General features: G+C 70.0%; 22 protein-coding genes and 1 pseudogene. 10 read left to right on the top strand and 13 right to left on the bottom strand.

The features are described from left to right. Positions 1 to 76: 76 nt before the first annotated feature. Genes ACWD5F_RS16490 through ACWD5F_RS16470 form a run of 5 tightly spaced genes read right to left on the bottom strand, consistent with a single transcriptional unit; the run spans position 77 to position 2949 of the window. Complete coding sequence (locus ACWD5F_RS16490) at positions 77 to 460, bottom strand: RRQRL motif-containing zinc-binding protein (RefSeq protein WP_451254891.1); 384 nt, start codon at positions 458 to 460, stop codon at positions 77 to 79. Continuing rightward, the gene (locus ACWD5F_RS16485; RefSeq protein WP_451254889.1) at positions 457 to 1107 is read right to left on the bottom strand and encodes a GGDEF domain-containing protein; all 651 of its coding nucleotides are present in this window, start codon (positions 1105 to 1107) and stop codon (positions 457 to 459) included. Before ACWD5F_RS16485 ends, ACWD5F_RS16490 begins: the two co-directional genes overlap by 4 nt. Then, complete coding sequence (locus ACWD5F_RS16480) at positions 1104 to 2090, bottom strand: DUF2637 domain-containing protein (protein WP_451254887.1); 987 nt, start codon at positions 2088 to 2090, stop codon at positions 1104 to 1106. Before ACWD5F_RS16480 ends, ACWD5F_RS16485 begins: the two co-directional genes overlap by 4 nt. Continuing rightward, positions 2087 to 2686 carry a hypothetical protein gene (locus ACWD5F_RS16475; RefSeq protein WP_451254885.1) on the bottom strand — a complete coding sequence of 200 codons (600 nt, stop codon included), beginning with the start codon at positions 2684 to 2686 and terminating at the stop codon, positions 2087 to 2089. Before ACWD5F_RS16475 ends, ACWD5F_RS16480 begins: the two co-directional genes overlap by 4 nt. Next, on the bottom strand, positions 2683 to 2949 hold the full coding sequence (locus tag ACWD5F_RS16470; RefSeq protein ID WP_451254884.1) for a DUF6284 family protein: 267 nt from the start codon (positions 2947 to 2949) through the stop codon (positions 2683 to 2685). Before ACWD5F_RS16470 ends, ACWD5F_RS16475 begins: the two co-directional genes overlap by 4 nt. A 501-nt stretch (positions 2950 to 3450) precedes the next feature. On the opposite strand from ACWD5F_RS16470, the gene ACWD5F_RS16465 reads away from it, so the two are divergent. After that, the gene (locus ACWD5F_RS16465) at positions 3451 to 4218 is read left to right on the top strand and encodes an XRE family transcriptional regulator (protein ID WP_451254882.1); all 768 of its coding nucleotides are present in this window, start codon (positions 3451 to 3453) and stop codon (positions 4216 to 4218) included. 2 nt (positions 4219 to 4220) lie between these two features. Continuing rightward, on the top strand, positions 4221 to 4694 hold the full coding sequence (locus ACWD5F_RS16460) for an NUDIX domain-containing protein (RefSeq protein ID WP_451254880.1): 474 nt from the start codon (positions 4221 to 4223) through the stop codon (positions 4692 to 4694). Here ACWD5F_RS16460 and ACWD5F_RS16455 read toward each other — a convergent pair. The 3 genes from ACWD5F_RS16455 to ACWD5F_RS16445 all read right to left on the bottom strand — a co-directional run bounded on the left by ACWD5F_RS16455 (position 4682) and on the right by ACWD5F_RS16445 (position 7239). Continuing rightward, complete coding sequence (locus ACWD5F_RS16455; RefSeq protein WP_451254878.1) at positions 4682 to 5248, bottom strand: HD domain-containing protein; 567 nt, start codon at positions 5246 to 5248, stop codon at positions 4682 to 4684. The two genes, ACWD5F_RS16460 and ACWD5F_RS16455, sit on opposite strands and share 13 nt — an antisense overlap. Before the next feature lies 1 nt (position 5249). After that, positions 5250 to 5651 (bottom strand): GntR family transcriptional regulator, encoded by a 402-nt coding sequence (locus ACWD5F_RS16450; protein ID WP_451254876.1) that lies wholly within the window; start codon positions 5649 to 5651, stop codon positions 5250 to 5252. 202 nt (positions 5652 to 5853) lie between these two features. Beyond that, positions 5854 to 7239: an ApeA N-terminal domain 1-containing protein gene (locus tag ACWD5F_RS16445; RefSeq protein ID WP_451254874.1), complete on the bottom strand. Its 1386-nt coding sequence runs from the start codon at positions 7237 to 7239 to the stop codon at positions 5854 to 5856. Positions 7240 to 7701: 462 nt separating this feature from the next. Between ACWD5F_RS16445 and ACWD5F_RS16440 the strand changes: the two are divergent. Continuing rightward, a pseudogene (locus ACWD5F_RS16440) lies at positions 7702 to 7899 on the top strand (iron-siderophore ABC transporter substrate-binding protein); the annotation flags it as partial. A gap of 35 nt (positions 7900 to 7934) precedes the next feature. Here ACWD5F_RS16440 and ACWD5F_RS16435 read toward each other — a convergent pair. Together ACWD5F_RS16435 and ACWD5F_RS16430 are read right to left on the bottom strand one after the other, a co-directional pair. Then, complete coding sequence (locus ACWD5F_RS16435) at positions 7935 to 8591, bottom strand: response regulator transcription factor (protein WP_451254872.1); 657 nt, start codon at positions 8589 to 8591, stop codon at positions 7935 to 7937. 42 nt (positions 8592 to 8633) lie between these two features. Next, complete coding sequence (locus tag ACWD5F_RS16430; protein ID WP_451254870.1) at positions 8634 to 10373, bottom strand: sensor histidine kinase; 1740 nt, start codon at positions 10371 to 10373, stop codon at positions 8634 to 8636. 123 nt (positions 10374 to 10496) lie between these two features. Here ACWD5F_RS16430 and ACWD5F_RS16425 point away from each other — a divergent pair, with 123 nt between their 5' ends. From ACWD5F_RS16425 to ACWD5F_RS16415, 3 genes are all read left to right on the top strand, one after another. Then, entirely contained in the window at positions 10497 to 11189 is a 693-nt protein-coding gene (locus tag ACWD5F_RS16425) for a winged helix-turn-helix domain-containing protein (RefSeq protein ID WP_451254868.1), read from the top strand. 136 nt (positions 11190 to 11325) lie between these two features. After that, on the top strand, positions 11326 to 12645 hold the full coding sequence (locus ACWD5F_RS16420) for a sensor histidine kinase (protein WP_451254866.1): 1320 nt from the start codon (positions 11326 to 11328) through the stop codon (positions 12643 to 12645). A gap of 86 nt (positions 12646 to 12731) precedes the next feature. After that, entirely contained in the window at positions 12732 to 14675 is a 1944-nt protein-coding gene (locus tag ACWD5F_RS16415; protein ID WP_451254864.1) for a glycoside hydrolase family 9 protein, read from the top strand. Here ACWD5F_RS16415 and ACWD5F_RS16410 read toward each other — a convergent pair. Together ACWD5F_RS16410 and ACWD5F_RS16405 are read right to left on the bottom strand one after the other, a co-directional pair. Continuing rightward, positions 14668 to 15681: a DUF4037 domain-containing protein gene (locus tag ACWD5F_RS16410; protein ID WP_451254862.1), complete on the bottom strand. Its 1014-nt coding sequence runs from the start codon at positions 15679 to 15681 to the stop codon at positions 14668 to 14670. The two genes, ACWD5F_RS16415 and ACWD5F_RS16410, sit on opposite strands and share 8 nt — an antisense overlap. Positions 15682 to 15724: 43 nt before the next feature. Beyond that, a complete protein-coding gene (locus tag ACWD5F_RS16405; RefSeq protein WP_451254860.1) occupies positions 15725 to 16213 on the bottom strand; it encodes an N-acetyltransferase family protein in 489 nt (162 codons plus the stop codon). Positions 16214 to 16429: 216 nt separating this feature from the next. On the opposite strand from ACWD5F_RS16405, the gene ACWD5F_RS16400 reads away from it, so the two are divergent. Next, a complete protein-coding gene (locus ACWD5F_RS16400; RefSeq protein WP_451254858.1) occupies positions 16430 to 16981 on the top strand; it encodes a DUF1062 domain-containing protein in 552 nt (183 codons plus the stop codon). A 33-nt stretch (positions 16982 to 17014) separates the two neighbouring features. On the opposite strand, the gene ACWD5F_RS16395 is transcribed toward ACWD5F_RS16400, so the two are convergent. Further along, positions 17015 to 17941 (bottom strand): aminoglycoside phosphotransferase family protein, encoded by a 927-nt coding sequence (locus tag ACWD5F_RS16395; RefSeq protein WP_451254856.1) that lies wholly within the window; start codon positions 17939 to 17941, stop codon positions 17015 to 17017. On the opposite strand from ACWD5F_RS16395, the gene ACWD5F_RS16390 reads away from it, so the two are divergent. From ACWD5F_RS16390 to ACWD5F_RS16380, 3 genes are all read left to right on the top strand, one after another. Beyond that, on the top strand, positions 17940 to 18608 hold the full coding sequence (locus ACWD5F_RS16390) for a rhomboid-like protein (protein WP_451254854.1): 669 nt from the start codon (positions 17940 to 17942) through the stop codon (positions 18606 to 18608). The two genes, ACWD5F_RS16395 and ACWD5F_RS16390, sit on opposite strands and share 2 nt — an antisense overlap. A gap of 9 nt (positions 18609 to 18617) precedes the next feature. Then, positions 18618 to 20024 carry an NAD(P)/FAD-dependent oxidoreductase gene (locus ACWD5F_RS16385; RefSeq protein ID WP_451254852.1) on the top strand — a complete coding sequence of 469 codons (1407 nt, stop codon included), beginning with the start codon at positions 18618 to 18620 and terminating at the stop codon, positions 20022 to 20024. A 113-nt stretch (positions 20025 to 20137) separates the two neighbouring features. Continuing rightward, entirely contained in the window at positions 20138 to 23380 is a 3243-nt protein-coding gene (locus ACWD5F_RS16380) for a Tat pathway signal protein (protein WP_451254850.1), read from the top strand. Positions 23381 to 23457 lie beyond the last annotated feature (77 nt).

Raw genomic sequence — 23457 nt, 5'->3', positions numbered from 1 at the left:
AGGAGGAAGGGCGGGGTCGGTCCGTCGCTGTAGGAGGTGTGCGGACAGACCCCGCCGGCTCGCGGTGCAGGGGTGTTCAGGCGGCGCGCTGTTCCTCGGGGTAGGCGCAGGGAACGCACACACCCAGCGAGGCAGGGATGACGTATCCCGCGTCCGTGCGGCACTGCGGGCAGGTGCGGCGCGCTTGCATCGCCTTGGCGAGCGCGGCCCGTTTGCCGGGCGTCATCGGCCGCACGGGCTTCGCGCGGTCGACGCGGTAGAGATAGGCGACCAGCGGACCGCGCCGGTAGCGCGGTCGCAGGACCTGAGCCGCGATCGGCTGACCGCCCGGACGCAGACCACTGGCCCGCAGTTGGCGGCGCGTGGCAAACCCCTCAGGGGCGTAACGCCACGGGTAGGTGGGGATGCCGAACTGGCTGCCGGCCGGGTCGAAGCACTTGGCGAACGTCAACGACGTCATGCCGCCACCCCGACGACCGGCGCACCCTCACGCGCACCGGCGCGTCCGGAGCGGCGACCGGCCACCGTGGCGAACAGCCAGCCCAGCCCCGCGCGGCGCATTCCCGCGCGAGCCTGCTTGGCCGCGTACATCGCCTCATCCGCCCGCCGCAACAGCCCCGACAGGTCATCGGCGGGGAAGTCGACGGCGCGCACCCAGCCGAGCGAGACCGTGGTGTGCGCGGCAGGGTCCTGGCCGTCGACCGGCCGGGCGAGCACGCCGTGCAGGACGGCGAGCATGTCCGCCGCGGTCCCGTGGTCGTCGATGAGGACGGCGGCGAACTCATCGCCCCCGAGCCGTCCGGCGACCCCGCGGGGGCCGACGTGGTGGGCGAGGCGGTCGGCGGTGGCCTTGAGCAGGGCGTCGCCGGCGGGGTGCCCGTAGGTGTCGTTGATGTGCTTGAACTTGTCGACGTCAGCCAGCACCACGACCGCGCGCGGGTCCTTGAGCAGGGTGGTGGCGCGGCGGGTGAATCCGTCGCGGGTGCGTAACCCGGTGAGCGGGTCACGCCGTGCCGTGTTCAGGCACCCGCGCAGCCACCACACATGGGCGACCCACCCGCCGGCGAGGGGCAGGGTAGACAACAGGATCGTGGTCAGGGTGCTCATGCGGCCACCCCCTCACGGGAGTTGACGGGGTGCAGGGCGCGGCCGTCGGCTCGTTCGGCGAGCAGGGCATCGCGTACCTGACGGGCGGGAGCGGAACCGCAGTGCAGTTCCTTGCGCAGCGCCTCAGCGTTGATCGCGCTGTCGGTCCAGTCGGCCGTGACCGTGCGTGCTTCGGCGAGCAGGTCGGCCGGGGTGCGCTGCGGTGCGGCAGCCTTGGGCTTGCCAGGCTGCTTGCGCGGCGCCTTCCGCGTCGCAGGCTTCGGGTGCTGCGGAGCCACCGGCGGTACGGGCGGCACGGTCATGTCGCCGGTGGCGGGGGCGAGTTCGCCCATGCGCAGCATTACGCGCTCACGCCGCGGGGTCTTGCGGCGCCACATCCAGCCGTAGCGCTCGTGCAGGTCTGCACGGGCCAACAGCCGATCGCGCTCGCAGGCCAACGCGACGGTGTAGGACGTGACCTCCCACAACGTCATGCGCCGCCACAGGGCGAACGTCGACACCGGCGCCAACAACCAGCGGGAGAACCGGATCTTCTCCATCTGTCGGCCGGTGGCCGCTCCGATGCGGACGGCGTAGATGTGCGCGCCGATCTCGGAGAACACCACCCACAGCAGCGGCATGGTGCCGTGCGCGACCTTCGCGGACAGGGAGTGTCCGGCCGCGATGTTCAGCCCGCACGTGATCAGCGTGAGCACCCAGGGCACGAACCGCACCCACGCGAGCGCCATGTCCATCCGGATCAACAGCAGGTTGGCCACGGTGAACACCGGGATGGCCACGTCGATACCGACCGGCAGCATCCACGGAGCGGAGAACCCCCACCGCAGCGCAGCAGCCGACACCGCATCGAACGAAGAGATCAGACCCAGCGCACCCACCCCAGCAGCGGCCAACGCACCAACCCCTGCCAGGCCCAACTCAGGCTTCGTCAGGGGTGGAACGGCCGCACGCTCGGAGCTCTGTGCCGTGTCGGTGGCGGTCATGCCGCGCCTCCCTGGAAGGGAGGGTTGGCCAAGCCGGTCAGGGCGGCGATCTCGTCGCCCGTCAGCAGCGTGCGCTCGTTCATGGCGTGCGCGGTGGTGCGGATCTCGTGCCACAGGTGGCCGACCTTGCGGCGGGCCATGCCCTGCACCATCCCCCACGACTTCCCGCCCGCCGGAACGTGCCCGCGACCGAGCCGGTAGCCGAACCGGGCCAGCACGTCGATGGCCAGCTCACGGTCATGCTCGGCAGCGCACGCGGCGGAGCGCTCGGGGGTCCACAGCCCGTAGGCCATCAGGTAGGTGACGTGGGCGAGGGTGCCGGCCGCGCACTGCGCCGCGAAGTGCCACGGCGAGGTACCCGCCGCCTGGTGCATAGTCCTGCCGGTCAGGGCCCACCGGTCGGGCTCCGTCTCCCACGCGATGACCTCGGAGGAGACGATGTGCATGCCGTACGCCAGGGACAACACCGCATGCCCTGCCTCGTGAAAGGCCATGCCCAACCGGGCCTGCTCGTAGCTGAGCGGGATCTCTTGCAGGGGGCGGGGCCGGCCGGTGTGGTCGGCCAGGATCTCGGGGGCGGGAGCCATGGTCGTCATGCCACACCGCCGGAGAGGCTGGTGTCGGTGATGTTGAGGAGGGCGACGCGAGCGGCCAGGGCCCGGCGGCGGGCCCGCCGGGTACGACGGTTGTCCAGCTCGGTCGGGGTGCGGTCGATGGTCGTGATGTACGCGTCGAGCAGGCCGACGTCCGCCAGGATCAGCGGAAGTTCACGCTCGATCGCGTCCAACTCTGCAGCCGTCGGCTCGCGGTTGAATTCGTTGGCGGTAACAACCGCCTGAGCAGCACCGATGTGCTTCATGGGTCGTGGTTCCTCTCAGACAGGAACGGCCCAACAGCACCCCTCGGAGTTGCCCCTCCGGGGGGTGCGCGCCGTTGATGGAGAAAGCTGCGCGTCGTGCACGGTGCGGCCACTGAGTAGCGGCCGAAGTGCCCCGGACCGGGCTCGAACCGGTCGGGCTGCCGTGCGGGGCACGCCGGTCTTCTCCGCCTTGTTTCCGACCCCTTCGGGCAGGCGGACCACGGGTTACCGGCAGTTCCCTGTGTGAAGTTCTCAAAGATCATTCGCTTCCTTCGAGCCCGTTTCACGGAGCCCTCCGGGCGTTCATGCAGTACCTGTTTTACAGGTACTGCATGGGGTTCCGTCAAGTACCAGCACGGAACCGTTTGGATTTGCGCCGGGACTACTTGGCGCACCATCAGAATCGCCGCAGGTCAGGGGAGTTGGTCACCCCATGCGTGGACACCTCGGGGCGTTCTGGTTACCGTCAAGAAGTCCCTAGACGTCCCACCGGGGGTGCAGATGTCCAACGAACGTTTGCGATCCGCCCTGTTGGCCCGGAACATGACCGTTCAGGCCCTGGCTGACGCGATCGAGGTCAACCCGAAGACGGTCGAACGCTGGATCACGCAAGGGAAGGTGCCCTATCGGCGCCACCAGTTCGCGACGGCCGCAGTGCTCAAGGTCGATGTCACGACGTTGTGGGAAGACGCTCGTACGGTCGACACCGCAACAGACCTGGCGAAAGCCGAGATTGGCACGGTCTACCCGCACCGACACACGGTGCCGTCCGGTCTCTGGCGCGAGCTGTACGGCAGGGCCCAGAAGAATCTTGACGTGCTGGTCTACTCCGGTCTCTTCCTGTCGGAAGACCCCGTGTTTCACGACCTTCTCAGGGCGAAGGTGGCGGCTGGCGTCCAGGTGCGCATCCTGCTTGGGAACCCCGGCTGTGCAGCCGTCCGGCAGCGCGGCATAGACGAGGGACACCAGATCATGGACGGCAAGATTCGCAATGCTCTGATGCTCTACCGCCCGCTCATGAAGAGTCACCCGGACATCGATTTCCGGCTGCACGACTCGACTCTCTACAACTCGATCTACCGGTCCGATGACGAGATGCTCGTGAACCCACACGTCTACGGCGTCGGCGCCTACCTGGCCCCTGTTTTCCATCTGCGCCGCTTGTCGGACGGCGGACTGTTCGAGACGTACGCGAATAGCATCGAGCACACCTGGGAGAACGCACGCCCGGTCACAGCCGACGACATCGCGAGCATCACGGGAGCCTGATCATGGGACGTATCGACTACTTGCACGACCCTGATGCCCCGCTGGCCAACTCGGTCGTGCCGTCTGTTGTGGCGTTCGTGCAGAACGACGCGGGCGAGGTGCTGATGATCCAGCGGTCCGACAACGGACGCTGGGCACTGCCCGGCGGTGGGCACGACGTGGGGGAGTCCATCAGTGACACCGTGGTGCGCGAGGTGTGGGAAGAGACCGGCATCAAGGCCGAAGTTCTCGACATGTCCGGGATCTACACCGACCCTGGCCACGTCATGCAGTACGACGACGGTGAGGTCCGTCAGCAGTTCAGCATCTGCTTCCGTGCCCGCCCGGTCGGGGGCGAGGTGCGCACGAGTAACGAGACGACACAGGTCCGCTGGGTCGCCCCGGCGGACCTGTCTCAGCTTGATGTCCACCCCACGATGCAGCTCCGGATCGAGCACGCGATGGACCGGGGGCGGCCGGCCCCCTACATCGGCTGACGCTTGGCGGCTGCCACCCGTTCGAGCACGCGCGACGTGCTCGCGAGGATCTCGGGTTCCGCTCGCCGAATGAACGTCCCGATCAGGCTGTCCGGCCCGTACCGTCCGGTGATCTCGTTCACTCGGTCGATGGGGTTCGTGGGCGTGCCGTCCGGCGTGGTGTTCATGTCGCAGAAGCACAGTGCATCGTTGAGGTGCGCGGACTCGCGGGGGAACTCACCCTCCAACTCATCGCGCAAGCCTCGCGCATCTGCCTCCATCCACGCGCAGGAGTGGTGCGCGACCAGGTTCACCACTCGTTCGTCCGCGTTGGCCACATCCCGGAGGTAGCGGGCCCCGTCGAGCGGATGGAAGCCCGTCTTGGCGAGGGCGGGCGAGTATCCGATGTCGTGCAGTACGGCCGCCGCTTCCAACAGCTCGGCATCTTCCCCAAGGATGGCCGCGATGGCGCGCGCCCGTTCGGCCACGCCCTGCGAGTGCTGCCACCGTCGCGGCAGCGGCTCGGAGAGCAGTGACTCAGCGAGGGGATAAGCCCAATCCGTCAGGTCCGACAAGCTACGAACGCTCCTCTCGAATTGGCACGGCGCGGACCGTCCGCACCTTGCCTTGCCCTGCGCTCGCCAGCACGCCGGCGGCTTCCAACTTGGCGAGTGCCTTCGTCACGGTCGGCCGTGAGACCCCGAACCGCTCAGCCAGCACGGACGCGCTGGGGAACGGCGCCCCGGCTTCAAGGCGATCGTCCTTGACGACGTCTGCGATGCGTTCTTCCAGGAGCCGCCTGTCCTCTTGCACGCCAGCCCGTATCACGCGCCAACGGCCGCCAGGTACAGGCTCGGCAATGCCGTCCTTCCGAAGAACGCTGAAAGCACGAAGCGCCACGCCGCGCGAGATCTTGTGCTCGCGCATGAGGTCGGTCGCGGAGGGAAGTTCCGTCATCTCAGGGTCGGCCTGGACCATAGCCTTCACTGCATCCGCGACCTTCACGAAGGTCCCGCGAGGGCTGGCCTGTTGAGACACGTGCTCGCCTTCCTATCAGCTCGTCGTCCTCCCAGCTTCGCACGCCTACCTCTGAGCTGAGGAGACTGCGAGTCGTTCCCGGCTGCGCACGGCTGGCCGCGATGTGGGTGCCGCTTGCGTGCAGGCGCAGATCGCATTCGACCTAAGCGCTCGCTTGCCCGGGATCCACAATCTCTCGCACATGCTCAGCGAGAAACTCCACTCCCTCATCTTCCTTGACCTTTTCCAGATATCCTTCTTGGAAGGCGCAATATTTGCCAAGGCAGAGCAGCACAAGCAATTGCAGAGACTCGGCCATCCAGTAGAACTGTGACCCTGATGCTCCAGGTCCCTTTTTCTCGTCGTGGTGTACCATTCGGTTGCGTGTGTTAGTGACTGCCTTAGCCCATTGGTCGACGTCACAGTCAAGGACGTGGGGGAGCCCGGAAAATTCTGCCAGCTCCTTGAGTCGGCCGCGCAATCTCGGCTCATTCGAGAACGCGAGTTGGTCGTTGAGCCACTTCTGATGCTCTTCGGGTACGTGGCTAACTAGAAGGTCTCTGAATTGCTTATATTCCGCCTTTGGGAGAACGTGGTTCGGAAACTCCATCCTGTGCAGCGTTTCTGCGGCAGAGACTGCATTGAAGAACTTGTTTTCTACATACATGCCTCGGTATCGCGAGGATAGGGTAAGTCCGAGGAGGATTCTTCTGCTTCGCAGAAAGTTCAACCACTTTGCCACGGCGGGGAGGCCGCCGATGTCACTCAGGTGAAGGAGGAAGTCGACAGACTTCGTTTTCTTGGCAAGGGATTGAGCCGACTGCTGACCGTACACGTTGAGTCGTTCTTTGTTGCCATTGCCGGACTCGTCGGTGACCCATAGCGAGATATCGGTAGGGAGGCAGGCGCTGTCGCCAGTCGCAGAGATTAGATCCTGGATAGTGGCCACATCTGTCCGAATGTAGCTGAAATCCACTGGATCGTCATAGGTCAGCCTGAATGAGAAATCTTGCTCAAAGCCGGTGTTCTGCTGATCTCCGGGAATCTTCCAGGTTGATAGCAGAGAGATTCTCCCTCCGTCGATTTCATGGTCCTCGGTTTCGTGTGGAGTGAGGGTGAGGGTTGCCCCAGTCAGCTTGTGCGATTCGTCGAAAGAGTAATTGCGGGCGATGATGGACCGATTTACCCAGTTCCACAAGTTGTTGAAGCGAACTGTGACTTCTGAGAACTTTTCGTCACCTGAAGTTAGCAGGGCTTGCCCTGCGAACAGAAACTCTGCCCGGTAATCCTCCCGTACGATTCCTGGCATCTCCATTCGATAGTTCGAACGAGTGCATCCCTGTAGGGTCAAGTAACGTTTGCCGGCCACTCCGTGAATGATTGGGAATCGAGCTGAGGTATTAAGGTCCCCGAAGGTGGAAGTCTCAGAGAGTGCTCCGATCAGAGACAATTTCACGCCGTCGGAAGCTGTGAAGGAGATTCTCCCCGCCACTTGGTCGTCCTCGGTCTCTGGTAGCCAGAACAGCCCATCGCTCTCGAACGACTCCATGATGCCTCCATGTCGAAATGTCCGATGTGGAGTCTAGGGGGCGGGCGCCGGGTTGTGACGGGTTTTGTCATAGGTTCTTTGTGCGTGTACGCCTCTTCGTAAGTGGGGCAGACCTCTGTCAGCCTTTCTAGGTAGGGACTTCCTGGAGTGGAGGGATCGAGCGACGGTCTCGGTTGTGGTCTCAATTGCTGCCCGTTCCGTCGCTGTCCACCACTGTCCGCCATGACCTGCGAGCAGGCGCGAAGCACGTTTCGCGGATGTCCGTGGCCGCCCCCGGACCATGATCGAACAACTTGTAATGCGTAGGTCGTCGGTTCGAATCCGACAGGGGGCTCCACGCATACGGGCGGGTCCTCTCGATGGGCCCGCCCTTTTCGCTGCCCGGAGACGCCGTCGGGGAGCGTGATGTCGTCGGCCGCGAACCGCATGGGCAGGATCCGCAGCGCGGGTTCGAGCCGCATCGTGATGGCGCCGATCGGCGTCGAGGCCGCCAAGATCACGTCCGATCCGCTGTACAAGTCGCTGCCGGCGGTGATGGCGGGCCACTCGGTCGTCTTCGACGATCCGAACGTGAGCCAGGCCTTCGCCACCAACTCGGTTCTGTCGGTGGGGTATGCGGTGGAGCAGGTCGTACCGCTGTTCGCGGAGGCCTTGAAGTAGAGGCCTCGACCCGGCCGACGTAGCCGAAGCGGTGGTCAGTCCGGTTCCAGCCCCGCGTCCCGTGCCAACAAGGCCGCCTGGACCCGGTTCTCGCAGCGCAGTTTCGTCAGGATGCGGCTGACGTACGTCTTCACCGTGGCCTCGCTGACGTGGATCCGGGCGCCCGCGTCGGCGTTGGACAGGCCCTCGCCGAGGAGGGCGAGGACCTCCAACTCCCGTTCGCTCAGCGTCTCCAGGCGCCGGCGGGCCGCCTCGCCGCGCTCCGCGGCCCGGCCCGAGGCGAGGGAGTCGACGACGTGGCGGGTGGCGGCGGGCGACAGATACGCGTCGCCGGCCGCCGCCGCCCGTACCGCCTGGATCAGTTCGGCCGGTGCCGAGTCCTTCAGCAGGAACCCGGCGCCGCCATGACTCAGCGCGCGCAGTACGTTCTCGCGCTCGCCGAACGTCGTCAGGATCAGGGGACGTACGGAAGGGGCCGCCCGCCGCAGTTCGGCCAGCGCGGACAGGCCGTCCAGCACGGGCATCTGGATGTCGAGCAGGGCCACGTCGACGGCGTGCGCGCGGACCAGCTCGACCGCCTCACGGCCGTTCGCCGCCTCCGCGACGACGTCGATGTCGTCGGCGGAGGTGAGGATCATCCTGATGCCCGCCCGGATGAGCGGTTCGTCGTCCGCGACGAGAACCCTGATCACAGCTCTCCTGAACTCCAGCTCCCCATGGCACACGGCCCCTGGTCACGACGTGCTCATGAAGGCCCGTTTCTCGATCAGTCTGCCGTCCCGGAAGCAGAAGCGGTAGGCGGGCACCTCGCTGCCCTCGTCCGGCCAGTCCTCGGTCGACAGGTACGACGAGCAGGTCGCGCCCTTCGGCGCCGGGGGAGCGCCGGCGTCCGCGTCCAGCGCCTCGGCCATGAACGACTTGCCGTGCGGCAGCCGGTCCCGGACGGCCGCCTCGGTGTCGCCGACCCGCACCGAGCGGTAGACCGAGGGGTCGATCATGAGCTTGTCGGTCTCGTCGCCCACCAGTTTGACGACGAACACGACGGCCACGACTCCGAGAACCACGAAGGCCAGCAGCGCGGCGCCGCAGCCGATCATGACGCCCTTCTTCTTGCGTCCCATGGCGATGTCGAACTCCTTCTGCCTGTCCGGCGGACCGGACCAGTCGATGAGTTCGTCACCGTCACCGGGCGGGCCGCTCTCGCGCTGCCCCCGGAAGTCGTCCGTCACAGCGCCGAAGGTCGTCATCTCCCGCCCCGGGTAAGGGAGTACGCCCGCGACCCGGAACCCCCCGCCGGCCGCGGCCCCCGCATGCACCATCCCGCCGACCAGCCGGGCCCGTTCCTGCAGTCCGGTGAGCCCCTGTCCACCGCTGACCGCCGGCTGACGTCCCTCATCGGTCGGCGCGGGCCCGTTGGCGACCTCGACCACCAGCGAGTCCGGCTCGTACCGCAGCTCGACGGCGATCGGGGCGCCCGGCGCGTGCTTGAGCGCGTTGGTCAGGGCCTCCTGCACGATCCGGTACGCCGCGTGGTCGGCGGCGGGGGCCAGCGGCCGTGCCTCGCCGGTGCGTCGCAGTTCCACGACCGCCCGCGTGCCCCGCGAGGCCGTCACCAGGCCGGCTATCCCCGAGACGCCCCGGGCCGCGGGCTCGGTCTCGCCCTCGCACGCCCGCGCCGGGTCGGGCGTCCCGTCGCGCAGGATGCCGACGGCCTCGCGCAGTTCGTGCATCGCGGCCACGGACGCGGCCCGCAGGACGCCGACCGCCTGCCGCTGTCCGTCCGTCAGGTCCCGGTCCACTTCGAGCGCGCCCGTGTGCACCGCGATCAGGGCCAGTTGGTGGCCGAGGCTGTCGTGCATGTCCTGCGCGATGCGCTGGCGCTCCCGCAGGCGGGCGTGGGACGCGATCATCTCGCGCTCGCGCAGCAGTTGGGCGTTGTGCTCGTGCAGCGCGCGCAGCAGTCTGCGGCGCTGGGAGCGGTAGCGGCTGGCGAGGCCGGGCACGACCGCCGTCGCCAGGAACGCGAGCGTGGTGAACAGCAGGGTCTGGGACGCGGACAGGACGAAGCCCGTCTGCTGGTCGGAGAGGCCGAAGTGCGCCTGCTGGACGGAGACTCCCGCGCACAGGACGTACGAGGCCGCGAACAGCGCGAGCGCGCGGCGCGGTGCCTCGATCCGGGAGCCGGCCGACCAGCTCGCGACCATCAGCAGGGCCCAGAACCCGCCGAACACGCCGTCGGCCGCGCCGGCGAACACCAGCACGCTGCCCGGGAACGCCCGCCGTGACAGCGAGGCCACCACGGCGGCCAGCCCCACGCCGACCGCCCACAGCACACCCTCGCCCTGCACACTCACCATCGCGAGCGGGGCCAGGACGAGCGCCAGCACCGTCTCGCCGACGATCCGCCGCCAGGGCCACAGGTCCGCCGCGCCCGGTCGCTTCCGGACACCGAGGACCTTCGTCGTCACGTTCACGCGCCCACGGTAGGCATCCCCGGCCAGGCGCACAGCATCCGTTCGTCGCACGCGGGGACGACGAAAGTCGCGCGGTTCGGGGGCCGGGCGGCATCGGCCCCTGTTGCGTCTAAGCTCCGGGCCATGCGCGTATTGGTCTTGGAGGACGATCCCGAGCTGGGGCCCGTCGTCGCAGCTCAGCTGCGGGACGCGGGGTTCGCGGTCGACCTCGCGCGGAGCCTGGCCGAGGCGGATCTCAAGCTCTCCGTCAACGGTTACGACTGTGTCGTGGCCGACCGCTCGGTACCGGACGGCGACTCGCTCACCCTGCTCGCCGCGCGGCGCCGGGCCGGATCGGTGCTGCCCTTCCTCCTGCTGACCGCGCTGGACGGGGTGAGCGACCGGGTGGCCGGTTTCGAGCACGGCGCGGACGACTACCTCGTCAAGCCCTTCGCCTTCGCCGAACTGGTCGTACGCGTACGGGCGTTGTGCCGCAGGCAGCAGCCCGCGCGCCCGCCGGTCCTGCGGGCGGCCGACCTGGAGGTCGACCTGCCGAGGCGCCGTGTGTCCAGGGCCGGGGTGCTGCTCAGCCTCTCCGCCAAGGAGTTCGCGGTGCTGGAGGTCCTGATGCTGCGCGCGGGCGAGGTGGTGACCCGCACCGAACTGATCGAGAGCTGCTGGGACGAGGCGAGCGAGCCGATGTCCAACGTGGTCGACGTCCTGATCGGCCAACTGCGCCGGCGACTCGGTCCGCCGGAGGTGATCCGGACGGTGCGGGGGGTCGGTTACGTGCTGGGCGGAACGGATCCCGCGTCGGCGGAGGGGACGGGGACGTGAGGCGCCTCGACGGCGGGAGCGTGGGACGCGGCGGCGTGGGCGTGCGATGCCGGGCGCGGATGCCGGTCGCGGCAGTGGCCGTACGGGCGCGGGCGTCGCACGCGGGGGCGCAGGCGCCGGACGCGAGGGGACGGGCGTGAGGCGCTCCGCTGCCAGGGGCGGCCCGTCGCCCGCCGTGGCCCGGCTGCGGCGGACCCGGCGGCTGATGACGTTGCTGTTCGCCTCGACCACCGCCGCCTGTCTCGTCGTACTCGCCACGGTCGCGATCCGTATCGATTCCGGATCCCGCCGCTCCGGCCTCGACCACGAGGTCGACAGCCGCGCGGCCGGTCTGTCGCGGGCGGTGTGGTTCGACGCGGGGGTGTTGCACCTGGAGCCGCTGCGGGAGGACGAACTCGCCCGGGGAGCCGAGGTGTTGGCCGTCCTGCAAGGGCAGGCGGGGGAGGCGCCGTCCGTGCGGAACGTCGTCCCCGGGCGGTCGGCGCTGCCCGCCGCGGACCGGCTGGACGACGTCTGGCGGAGCGTCCTGGACGAGCAGGAGACCGTCGTGCTCAGCGCGCCCTCCGCGCACGGCGCGCGGTTGCGGTGGGCGGCGGCCCCGGTCTGGGACGACGACCGGATCGGCGCGGCCGTGCTGGTCGGCACGGAACTGGCGCGCAGCGAACACGACCACGACGTCCTCGTGCGCTGGCTGGCCCTCGGCTGCACGGCGCTGGTCTGCTGCGCGGCGGCCGTCGGCCATCTGCTGTCCGGCCGGGCGATGCGGCCGGCGCTGCGCGGGCTCGGTCAGCAGGAGCAGTTCCTGGCCGAGGCGGCACACGAACTGCGTACGCCGCTGGCGACCCTGCGGCTCGTGGTGGAGCGGGGTGGTTCCTCCGACGAGGCGCTACGCCTGGTGGACCGGCTCAGTCGACTGGTCACCGGGCTGCTGGCCCGGGCCCGCCTGGAATCCGGCGCGCAGCGCGTCGAGTTGGTGCCGCTGCGTCTCGACCAGCTGGTGGAGACCACGGTCGAGGAGTTGCCGGACCACGAGAGCGTCACGGTGACGTCCGAGCCGGTGGTGGTGCTCGGGGATCCGGATCTGCTGGCGCAGGCGGTACGGAACCTGGTGGAGAACGCGCAGCGGCACGGCGGGCCGGCCGGTTCGCCCGTGGAGGTGACGGTCGCGGCGGGGTCGGTGACGGTGCGGGATCACGGGGCGGGGGTGCCGGTGGAGGATCGGGAGCGGGTGTTCGGGCGGGGGGTCACGGGGGTGTCCGGGGGAGGTTCGAGGGGGGCTTCGGGGGGTGTCTCGGGCGCGGACGCCACCAGTACGAGCGCCGCAGGCACCGGTGCCGGGCTCGCCATCGTCCGTTGGGTCGCCGAGCTGCATCACGGCACCGCTCACCTCGCGGACGCGCCCGGCGGGGGCCTGCTCGCGGAGTTGCGGATCCCGACGCATACGACGTCGGCGTAGACCTGGGGGCCCTGGTCCCCACCCGTCCTCACCCGTCCCAGCCCGTCCTCATCGTCATCTCATGAAGCCCCCGGCACCGTGGGCGCATGAACTCTTTGCGCACCCCGGGGCTGGTGGTCACCGCCACCGCCGCAGGCCTGGGTACCCTGCTCGTCGCCGTGAACGTGTTCGGCGTGCCCTTCGACGGCTCCCGCTCACCCGCCTCGACCGACGTGGCCGTCCGGGTCGACCAGGTCGGCTATCTGCGCGGCGAGACGAAGCGGGCGTATGTGATGGGGTCCTCGAAGGCTCTCGCGGGCGCCCGTTTCAAGGTGGTCGACGCCGAGGACGAGGACAAGGTGGTCGAGGCGGGCCGGCTCGGTGCCGTGACCGGCCGCTGGAACGCCAAGTACCCCTCGGTGCGTACCGCCGACCTCTCCGCGCTCGACACCCCCGGCACGTACCGCATCGTCCTCACCGGCACCGCGGCCGGTCGCTCGCCCGCCTTCCGGATCGGCGGCGCCCGTGAGTTGATGACCCCGCTGGTCCGGGACAACGTCCGCTTCCTGCAAGCTCAGCGCGACGGAGCCGACGCGCTTCCCGGCGACGCGCTTCCTGACGGTGCGCTCAAGCACGGCCCGTCCCATCTCGCCGACGAGGACGCGACCGTGTATGCCGATCCGGAGTACGACGAGGAGGGCGACGAGCTGCTCGACGAGACGCTGACCCCGACCGGTGACCGAGTCGACGTCTCCGGTGGCTGGTTCGACGCGGGGGACTTCCTCAAGTTCACCGGCACCACCTCCTACTCGGTCGCCGAACTCCTGCTCGCCCAGCGGGAGTTGCCCGACATGAAGGAGCTGTCGGCCGAGGCCACGCACGGGTTGGACTGGCTGGACCGGATGTGGGACGGGGACAGCGGGACGCTCTACGCCCAGGTCGGCATCGGGGCGGGCAACGACGCCGTACGGACCGATCACGACGTATGGCGGCTGCCGGAGGCCGACGACCGGCTCGACGTGTCACCCGGCGACCCGGACTACACGATCAAGCACCGCCCGGTCTTCCGCGCGAACGACCCGGGTGAGCCGATCACCCCCAGCCTGGCCGGCCGCGTGGCCGCGGTCTTCGCCCTCGCCGCGCAGCGGGTGGCCGACAGCGACCCGGACGAGGCTGGGGAGTGGCTGGAGAAGGCCGCGGCCGTCTACGACCTGGCCGACACCGACCACGACCCCGACGAACCGCTCGTCACCGCGTTCCCGAGCGCCTTCTACCCCGAGGACTCCTGGCAGGACGACATGGAGTTCGCCGGTGCCGAACTGGCCCTGGCGGCAGAGAAGTTGGGGGACGACAGGGCGGGTGACTGGACGGCCGACTCGGCCCGCTGGGCCCGCGCCTACCTGGACTCCGACGTCAAGGGCACCCTCAACGTCGCCGACGTCAGCGCCCTGGCCCACGTCGACCTGGCCACCGCTCTGGACGGCGCACGGGCGAACGGCATCGCGGCCGCGGACCTCCACAAGGACCTGCGCCGTCAGTTGGACGACGGCGTCGATCGCGCCGGGAACGACCCGTTCGGCGCGGGCGCGGTCTACGACGACTTCGACGCCGTACCGCACACCTTCGGTCTGGTGGCCACCGCGCGCCTTTACGCCAAGGCCAGCGGGGACACCCGTTACGCGGCCTTCGCCGGGCAGCAGCGCGGCTGGGCGCTCGGCGCCAACGCGTGGGGCACCAGCTTCATGATCGGTGCGGGCGAGGTCTATCCGCACTGCCCGGAACACCAGCTGGCCAACCTCCGCGGCAGCCTCGACGGGAAGGGCGCCATCCTGCGGGGCGCGGTGGTCAACGGCCCCAACGCGGCTGACAAGCTGACCGACTTGAACGGTTTCTCCAGCATGAAGAAGTGCTCCGCCGGCCCGCCGAAGGGGGCCTGGACCGACTTCGACGGCAAGGGCGCGCGGTACGTGGACGACGTGGGCGCCTGGCAGACGGTCGAACCGGCGCTGGACTTCACGACGACGGCGCTGCTCGCCTTCGCGCTTACATAGCCGACGCGTACACCGCCCGCGCCAGTTCGGGTCGGGTCAGCACCTCGGCGTTGTCGACGAACTGGTCGACCGAGCCGATGAGTTGGAGCCGTTTGAGGGCCGGGTCGGTGATGCGGGCGGTGAGGGCGCGGGTGAACCGGTGCGGTGGGGCGGTCGGTTCGACGCGGTCGGTCAGGCCGAGCTGGTTGTGCAGGCCGGCGACGGTCTCGTACGCGTGGCCCAGATGCTTCTCGCGGCCGTGCCGGTCGTCGGCCGTGACGGCGGCGGTCAGTACCGGGGTGAGGCGGTGGCCCGCGGAGGTGTGGGCGAAGGCGGTGCCGAGCCATTTGCCGTACGGCGGATAGCGGCGGTCCATGAGGAGGCACAGGCGCATCAGGTCCCGTACCAGCCGGGCCGCCGCGACGGCGGAGCCGATCTCGTCACCGACCTCGCCGCACCGCCCGACGAGGGCCTCCTCGCGGGAGATCCGCTGCCACTGGCAGGCCAGGACGTGCAGCCAGATGTCGTGCGGGTACCAGCGCAACGCGGCCCGGGCGCGGGCGAGTTCGCCGAGTCCATCGTGGAAGACGGCACCCCCGGTGACCTCGGCGAGCAGTTGGGTGGGGGCCGCCAGCCAGTCCTGCGGGGTGAGGTGCGCCGGGTCGAAACCGAGCGTCGCGGTGAACCAGGGCGCGGCATGCGTGACTTCGACTCCGCCGCGGACCGGGCGGCCGTGGAAGGTGTCCGGGAGATGCTCGGCCAGGACGTGTCTGATGCGGCCCGCGGTGCGGGGGACGTCGTGACGGTGGAGGAAGAGCTGTAGGCGGAGGGGGCGATCGCGGTGCGGGGAACGGGTGGTGGGGCCGGTCGTGTCGAAGCCGAGCACCTCGGAGCCGCTGCCCAGGCGGGCGGCGGAGTGGGGTGTCCCCGGGGCGGCTTCCTCGAGTAAGGGGCGTACGGCTTCGACGTATAAGCGCCGGGAGAGCTCGAGACCCGAAAGGAAGGGCGGCATATGCGTGTTGCTCATGTCGGGGAGCCGTGCCCATTCCGTGGACGGGCATGCGGAACCTTCACATGGTCGTGCCCCGCGCGCCCAACTCCGCCAACGCCCCGTCCGTCAGCCGATACACCGTCCACTCGTCCTGAGGCCGCGCCCCGAGGGACTCGTAGAAGGCGATCGACGGGGTGTTCCAGTTCAGGACGGACCACTCCAGGCGCTGGTAGCCGCGGTCGACGCAGATGCGGGCCAGTTCGGTCAGCAGAGCCTTGCCGTGGCCGGCGCCGCGGGCGGTGGGGCGGACGTAGAGGTCCTCCAGGTAGATGCCGTGGACGCCGCGCCAGGTCGAGAAGTTGAGGAACCACAGGGCGAAGCCGACCGGGTCGCCGGTCGTGTCGTCCACGGCGACATGGGCGTACGCGGCGGGCCGCTCGCCGAACAGCGCCTCGTGCAGCTGCTCCTGGCTCGCCTTCGCCTCGTGCGGGACCTTCTCGTACTCGGCGAGCTCACGGACCAGGGTGTGGATGACGGGGATGTCGGCGGGGGTGGCGGTACGGATCATGTCTGAAGGCTAGAGCCTGCCACCGGCGAGGGGCGCTCGAAAATCGGTGGACCCTCGCCGCCGTACGCCCCTACCGTGCTGCCGGACCGAGTCGTCTGGGCAAGGACGTGCCGTTGTACACCGTGTGAGACCTCCCGAGCGCTGAATCGTCGCGCGTCGCGCAAGTGCGCCGCGCCCCTTTTTGCTGCGGACTTCTCACAGAGACGGTGTATCTCCGTGCTCGAAAACTGGGTGGTCATGCCCACCTGCCTCCCGCTCGTCCTCCGCCGTTGCCACGCGTGCGCGTCCGGGACCTTCCGGACCGGCGGGAAATTCCGTGTCAACGCCCATCACAAGCTCATCGACGGCTGGCTGCTCGCGCTCTGCACGGGGTGCGGGGAGACCACGAAGCTCACGGTCCTGGAGCGGGCCAACGTGCGCTCCGTACGACCCGAGCTGCTGGACCGGCTGCACGCCAACGACCCTGCCCTGGCAGCCGAGTTGCTCCAGGATCCGGTCGTGCTGCGCCGCAATCGCATCGCCCTGGACTGGACCGGCGCCTGGCGGCTCGACACCGGCGGCGGATCGGACCGCCTCGACCATGAGGCGGTCGACATCTCGGTCCGCTTCGCGGCACGGATCCCGGTCCGGCCCGTGCGGCTGATCGCCGAGGGGTGCGGTCTCTCGCGGGCCGAGGTCGAGCGGCTGATCGAGGAGGGGAAGCTCGTCTCGGCGGTCCGGCTGACCGCCAGGACCACCGGCGACTTCACCTTCACGCTCAAACGCTGAGGCCGCGGGTCGGTCGGGGCGACCACGGTCGTCCTAACCGATCCCGCCCCCCAGCAACCGCCGCCCGATCTCCAACTGCTCCTCCTCCAGCGGCCGTCCGTCCTCCACCTCCCACAGGCAGTTCTGGAGCACCCGGCCGAGCGTCCAGGCCCGGGCCCGCTCCCGGTCAAGACCCAGTACGTCCGTCATCGCGTCGAAGCGCCAGTGGACCTCGGCCGGGTCGAAGCGGTTGTCGATCGCCGGGAGGAGGTCGAAGCCGGGGTCGCCGGCGAGCGGCTTGGGGTCGATGGCGAGCCAGGGCGCGCGGTCGGCGCCGAGGACGTTCTCGAAGTGCAGGTCCCAGTGCAGGAGCCGGTCGCCGGGGGCGTCGGACACCTCGCGCACGGCGGCCGCGCAGTCCGCGACCAGGCGGCGGTCGGCGGGGTCCGGGATCCGGTCCAGGGCCCAGGGCGTCAGCTCCAGCATCTCCTGCGCGATGGCACCGAGGCCGCGCAGACCGGCCGGGGCCGGGCCCGCGGTCAGGTGGGCCAGCAGACGCGCGACGACCAGGACGGCCTCACGGGAGTCGGGCAGGTGGGACAGCATGCGGGCCGGGTCGAGGCGCTCCAGGAGCATCGTGCCGGTGGACTCGTCGTGGTCGAGGAGCCGTACCGCCCCGTCGCCGTCCCACACCCGCAGCGCGACCGGCTCGCCCACGCTCTCCTCGTCGAGCAGTTGCAGCTTGAGCACGGCCGGGACGCCGTCCGCCCGCACCACCGGCAGCACCAGCGCCGAGACGCCGTGCATCGCCGGGCCGTCGAGGCGCAGCCCCCACCGCTCCAGGAACGAGGCCGCCAGATCCGGCAGCCCGGCCACGAAGTCCCGCCCCTCCGCCCCGTTGTACTTCTCCTGCGCCGCCGCCAACCCGCCCGGAATGTCGATCACCCTCGCGACGATACTTGCGTGCGTGAATCGCTTCATGCGAATTGATCGGGGGCGAATCGACCGGGGGCTGAGGAGGGTGGGCGCGTACGTCCGCAGCGCGCCCGGGACGTACGCCTGGCTGGCCATCCTGTTCGTCACGACGGTCGCCATGCACCACATGTCGCCGGAGTTCGAGCAGGAGTTCCTGCGGCAGCGGTCCACCAACATCAATGAGCTGTCGGACAACCCCGTGCGGGTGCTGGTGCAGAGCGCGATGTGGATCGACGGCGGCCGCTGGGTGCCGTACGCCGTCCTCTACACCGTCTTCCACGCGCAGGCCGAGCGCTGGCTCGGCACCCTGCGGTGGCTGACGGTCTGCGTGGCCGCGCACGTGCTCGCGACGCTGATCAGCGAGGGCGCGCTGCTGCGGGCGGTCAACGAGGGGATGGCCCCGCACTCGGCGCTCAACACCCTGGACATCGGCGTGAGTTACGCGCTGGCCGGGGTCGTCGCGGTGCTGACGTACCGGATCCCGGCGCCCTGGCGGTACCCGTATCTGGCGGTCGTCCTCGGCGTCTACTGCTACCCGCTGACCTCGTCGCCCACCTTCACCGATCTCGGGCACTTCGTCTCCGTACTGATCGGGCTCGGGTGCTATCCGTTGACCAGAGGGCGCGGAAAAACACGGAATCCGAAGGAGACAGGGGCCCCGGTCAAGGGTTAGCGTCGCTCCATGGGTACCTCGGCGACCGATATCGTCAACGGCGGCATTTCCTTCTGGTATGCGGACGACGGCCTCCCCGCGGTGCGCCCGCCGCTCGCCGGAGACGCGAGCGCCGACGTCGTGATCGTCGGGGGCGGCTACACGGGACTGTGGACCGCGTACTACCTGAAGAAGGCGGCGCCCGGTCTCCGGGTCACCGTGCTGGAGCAGAAGTTCTGCGGCTACGGCGCCTCCGGGCGCAACGGCGGCTGGCTCTACAACGGCGTCGCGGGCCGCGACCGGTACGCGGCCCTGCACGGCCACGACGCGGCCGTACGGCTCCAGCGGGCCATGAACGACACCGTCGACGAGGTCATCGCGGTCGCCGACGCGGAGGGCATCGAGGCCGACGTGCACAAGGGCGGGGTGCTCGAAGTCGCCCGCACGCCCGCGCAGTTGGCCCGGCTGAAGGACTTCCACGCGCACGAGCTGGCGTACGGGGAGGACGACCGCGAGCTGTACGGCGCGACGGAGACAGCGAAGCGGATCACGGTCGCGGACGCCGTCGGCTCGTCCTGGACCCCGCACGGCGCCCGGCTGCACCCGGCGAAGCTGGCGAAGGGGCTGGCCGCGGTCGTCGAGGCCCTCGGCGTGACGATCCACGAGTCGACGCCGGTCACGGAGATCCGGCCGAAGCACGCGGTGACGCCGTACGGGACCGTCCGCGCGCCCTACGTCCTGCGCTGCACGGAGGGCTTCACCGCGAACCTCAAGGGGCAGAAGCGCACCTGGCTGCCCATGAACTCCTCGATGATCGCCACCGAACCGCTCACGGACGAGCAGTGGGCCGAACTCGGCTGGGCGGGCCGCGAGACGCTGGGCGACATGGCGCACGCGTACATGTACGCCCAGCGCACCGCCGACGGCCGCATCGCGCTCGGCGGGCGCGGGGTGCCGTACCGCTTCGGATCCCGCACCGACCACGACGGGCGGACGCAGGAGGCGACGATCGAGGCGCTGCGCGACCTCCTCGTCCGCTTCTTCCCCTCGCTCGCCGGAGTCCGTGTCGCGCACGCCTGGTCGGGCGTCCTCGGGGTGCCGCGCGACTGGTGCGCGACGGTGACACTGGACCGGACGACCGGGCTCGGCTGGGCGGGCGGTTACGTCGGCTCGGGCGTCGCCACCACCAACCTCGCGGCCCGCACACTCCGCGACCTCGTGCGCTCCGACTCCGGCGACAGCGGCCCGACCGAGCTGACCGGACTGCCCTGGGTGAACCACCGGGTGCGCAAGTGGGAGCCGGAGCCGCTGCGTTGGCTGGGCGTGCAGGGCATGTACGCCACCTACCGGACGGCCGACCGGCGCGAACTGACCACGCACAGCGCCGAGTCGTCGCGGCTGGCCCGGCTGGCGGACCGAGTGTCCGGACGTCACTGAAGCGCTTTCCGAGGCCGCCACCGGCGTGGGGCAAACCTCCTGAATCACACGTGTACGTCGTCGTACCCCTGTGCGATCATCGCCTCAACGGCCGTTGATCCTGGGGGGAATTCATGTCCGACGCCGCTTCCTGTCCGAGACCGGGGTACAGACGCCCGACCGCTCTCGTCGTCCTCGTCGCACTGCTCACCGCACTGCTCTCGCTGACCGGAACAGGCGCCGCCAGTGCCGCCGACCCCGCCTGCTCGCCGTTCGCGGTGTCGCCGTTCGGCGACGAGAAGGGCGCCGTCGACCGGATCACGGTCTATCCCGAGTCCTACGGGTGCTTCACCTTCGAGGCCGAGGCACCGGGCCCGTACCTGGTGACGACCACGGACGCGCCGCTGGCCTACGTGCACATGGTGGACGCGGCCGGCCGCGAGATGGCGTGCCAGAACGACGGCGTCTGGTTCGCCAAGCTCTGTGACGCGCCCGCTGCGGGCACGTACACGGTGAAGATCTTCAGCTACAGCGTCTCGGAGATCCACGTCTACGTGAACGTGGTGGCCACCGCCTCCACGCGCGGCTGCGCCGGGCCGGTCGGCACCCGCTGGGACCAGCCGGACGACGTGCGCACCACCACCGAACTGGAGGTGGACTGCGCGCCGTTGGACGCGAAGCCGGGCGAGCGCATCCGCTTCACCCACGGCCCCCGCCACTACGGCGAGTCCCGCGCCTGGATCACCGACACCACCGGCAAGCCGCTCTGCACGCAGGACGAAACGGCCCAGGACGGCTGTGTGCTGCCCGGCGACGGCCCCTACCGGGTGATCTCCCGGGTGCTGACCGTGGAGTACGGCTTCCCCGCCGAGTACGCGGTCAAGACGCGCCGGCTCGACGACCCGCAGGGCTGCGCCACCGCCCCCGTCCGGCCGTTCGGCGCGTCGGCGCCCTCGGACCTCGGCACCGACGCCTGCTACACCTTCACGGCCGACGCGGCGGGCCCGTACACCGTGAACTCCGTCGACGAGGACGGCGACATCGGCGCGGCCCGGATCTACGCCGCCGACGGCACGCCGGTGTGCGCCTCCACCGCCTCCGCCGCACCCTGCCGGGTGCCGCGCGCGGGCACGTACACCGCGGTCCTCGACGCCCTCTACCCCTACGCCGGCAAGCCCTTCTACGACGCCCGGACATCGCTGGTCGTCCTGGACCGATCCTCCGACGCCGGGTGCGTGCCGACCGAAGCGGGCCTGTACGAGGGCGAGTTGAGCACGCCGGGGCAGTACGACTGCCTGAAGCTGGACGTGCCGCAGGGCGCCGCGCTGGCCGCGCTCACCCCGCTCGACAGCTCCGGCGTCGACCCCCAGGTCACGGTCGTCGACCGGACCGGCGCCGTCCAGTGCGACGCCGACGAACTGGCCGCGGGCGACTGCGCGCTCACCGGCACCGCGCCCTTCCGCGCGCTGGTCCACGCCTCCGAGGACGCGGACGGGACCACCGGCGCGTACACGGTGGCCTTCCACCGCACCGACGCGGCGAGCGGCTGCCCGGTGCTGCCCGCGGGCAGCTTCGCGGCCGGCGGCGCCGAGGCCGCCTTCGCCACCGGTGACGGCGTCTTCTCGCAGTGCCTGACGATTCCCGCCGACGCCCACACGGGCGCGGAGCTCTTCCAGCTGATCGGCACCTCCGGCGGCGTACCCGCGCAGTTCTCCGTGCTGGACGCCACCGGCAAGAAGGTCTGCGACCGCGTCGCCACCACCAACGGCTGGAAGGTGTGCGCGCTGACCCGGGGCGTGGCCCACACCGTGCTGGTCACCGGCCGCGACCTGCCCGCCGGCTACACCCTGACCCGGCGTGACGTGACCGCGACCGCCTCCTCGGCGGGCTGCACGCCCACGGCCGCGGCCAAGGTCGGCGGCCCGTCCGTGGCCGGCGCCTCCGACGGGCCCGGCACCGTCACCTGCCACCAGATCACCACCGCCGCCGCCACCGACGTCCTGCACGTCAACGTGCGCGACGCGCTGGGCACGGCCAACATCGCCGTGTTCGGCGGCGACGGCGGCGCCGAGTGCTCCTACCGCAACAGTCCCTGCGCGGTCACCGGGTCCACCACCCACCAGGTGCTCGTCCAGACCCCGGACAACCTGAAGGCCGCGCCCGCGTACCACCTGGACGCCCTGCGCGTCGCGACCGCCGCGGGACCCGCGCCGGAGTGCACCAGGGTCCCGTCGGTCTCCTACGGCTACGGGCCGGTCACCGGCACACTCGACGAGCAGCACAGCGCGGTGTGCGCGGTGCTGCCGACGGCCGGGTTCGACCACTTCTACGCGCAGGTCAAGGACACCACCGGCGCCACCGACACGGCGGTGCCCGCGCTCTACAACGCGAAGTGGGCCAACGGCTGTTTCTGGACGAGCTCCGGCTACGAATGCGGGGTCGGCGGCCCCGCCTTCGAATCCGCGCCCACGCTGCTGGTGCTCGGCCTGCCGGAGAAGACGTCCACCACCGCCTACAGCGCCAGGCTGGCCTGTGCCGCGACGCTCTGCGGCCCCGACAAGGTCGGTGTCACGGCAGTGAGCCCCGACACCGGCGTGGCGGGCACGAAGGTCACCCTCACGGTGACCGGCACCGCGCTCCCCGCCAACGCCACGGTCCGGCTGACCCAGGACGGTCAGACCCTCACCGCCACGACCGACTCGGTCTCCGCGGACAACCGCACCCTGAAGGCGACCGTCGACCTGACCGGCGTCGCGTTCGGCACCTGGAACGTCAGCGTGTTCGCCGGGTGCTGCGAGTTCCAGCGCGGCACCTTCACCGTCACCCTGCCCCAACTGACCAGCACGGCCCCGCCCAAGGTCACGGGCACGGCCAAGGTCGGCGCCAAGGTGACTGCGGCGCCCGGCAGTTGGTCGGCCGCGCCGTCGTCGTACACCTACCAGTGGAAGGCGGACGGTACGGCGATCAGCGGGGCGACCGCGTCGACGTACACCGTCCCCGCCTCGCTCGTCGGCAAGAAGCTGAGCGTGACCGTCGTCGCGGTCAGGAGCGGTTACCAGAGCGGCTCGGCGACCTCGGCGGCCGTGACGGTCGCCAAGGGGGACGCGCCCAAGGCGAGCAAGGTGCCGGTGATCAGCGGGACAGCGAAGGTCGGCAGGACGCTCAAGTCGACCAAGGGGACCTGGAGTCCGAGCCCGACGACGTACTCGTACCAGTGGTACGCGAACGGCAAGGCGATCAGCGGCGCGACCAAGACCTCGCTGGTGCTCAAGGCGGCCCAGAAGGGCAAGAAGATCACCGTGAAGGTCGTCGCCCACCGCACCGGTCACAAGGACGGGTCGGCGGTGAGCAAGGCGACGAAGGCGGTGGCCAAGTGACGTAGTGGGGGAGGGGTGAGGGGGCCGCGCGGATCGCGGCCCCCTTTTCTCATGCCACCGATCTCATGCCACCGATC

The sequence above is a fragment of the Streptomyces sp. NPDC002499 genome, from assembly GCF_053595415.1.
Note: the sequence above shows the minus strand (reverse complement) of the source record. Positions and strands in the feature narration are given on the sequence as shown.

What these genes read in the sequence shown, in the direction of transcription:
- ACWD5F_RS16490 (WP_451254891.1), bottom strand. Translation starts at nt 460, where the DNA reads ATGACGTCGTTGACGTTCGCCAAGTGCTTCGACCCGGCCGGCAGCCAG.
- ACWD5F_RS16485 (WP_451254889.1), bottom strand. Translation starts at nt 1,107, where the DNA reads ATGAGCACCCTGACCACGATCCTGTTGTCTACCCTGCCCCTCGCCGGC.
- ACWD5F_RS16480 (WP_451254887.1), bottom strand. Translation starts at nt 2,090, where the DNA reads ATGACCGCCACCGACACGGCACAGAGCTCCGAGCGTGCGGCCGTTCCA.
- ACWD5F_RS16475 (WP_451254885.1), bottom strand. Translation starts at nt 2,686, where the DNA reads ATGACGACCATGGCTCCCGCCCCCGAGATCCTGGCCGACCACACCGGC.
- ACWD5F_RS16470 (WP_451254884.1), bottom strand. Translation starts at nt 2,949, where the DNA reads ATGAAGCACATCGGTGCTGCTCAGGCGGTTGTTACCGCCAACGAATTC.
- ACWD5F_RS16465 (WP_451254882.1), top strand. Translation starts at nt 3,451, where the DNA reads ATGTCCAACGAACGTTTGCGATCCGCCCTGTTGGCCCGGAACATGACC.
- ACWD5F_RS16460 (WP_451254880.1), top strand. Translation starts at nt 4,221, where the DNA reads ATGGGACGTATCGACTACTTGCACGACCCTGATGCCCCGCTGGCCAAC.
- ACWD5F_RS16450 (WP_451254876.1), bottom strand. Translation starts at nt 5,651, where the DNA reads ATGGTCCAGGCCGACCCTGAGATGACGGAACTTCCCTCCGCGACCGAC.
- ACWD5F_RS16445 (WP_451254874.1), bottom strand. Translation starts at nt 7,239, where the DNA reads ATGGAGTCGTTCGAGAGCGATGGGCTGTTCTGGCTACCAGAGACCGAG.
- ACWD5F_RS16425 (WP_451254868.1), top strand. Translation starts at nt 10,497, where the DNA reads ATGCGCGTATTGGTCTTGGAGGACGATCCCGAGCTGGGGCCCGTCGTC.
- ACWD5F_RS16415 (WP_451254864.1), top strand. Translation starts at nt 12,732, where the DNA reads ATGAACTCTTTGCGCACCCCGGGGCTGGTGGTCACCGCCACCGCCGCA.
- ACWD5F_RS16410 (WP_451254862.1), bottom strand. Translation starts at nt 15,681, where the DNA reads ATGAGCAACACGCATATGCCGCCCTTCCTTTCGGGTCTCGAGCTCTCC.
- ACWD5F_RS16405 (WP_451254860.1), bottom strand. Translation starts at nt 16,213, where the DNA reads ATGATCCGTACCGCCACCCCCGCCGACATCCCCGTCATCCACACCCTG.
- ACWD5F_RS16390 (WP_451254854.1), top strand. Translation starts at nt 17,940, where the DNA reads ATGCGAATTGATCGGGGGCGAATCGACCGGGGGCTGAGGAGGGTGGGC.
- ACWD5F_RS16395 (WP_451254856.1), bottom strand. Translation starts at nt 17,941, where the DNA reads ATGAAGCGATTCACGCACGCAAGTATCGTCGCGAGGGTGATCGACATT.
- ACWD5F_RS16385 (WP_451254852.1), top strand. Translation starts at nt 18,618, where the DNA reads ATGGGTACCTCGGCGACCGATATCGTCAACGGCGGCATTTCCTTCTGG.
- ACWD5F_RS16380 (WP_451254850.1), top strand. Translation starts at nt 20,138, where the DNA reads ATGTCCGACGCCGCTTCCTGTCCGAGACCGGGGTACAGACGCCCGACC.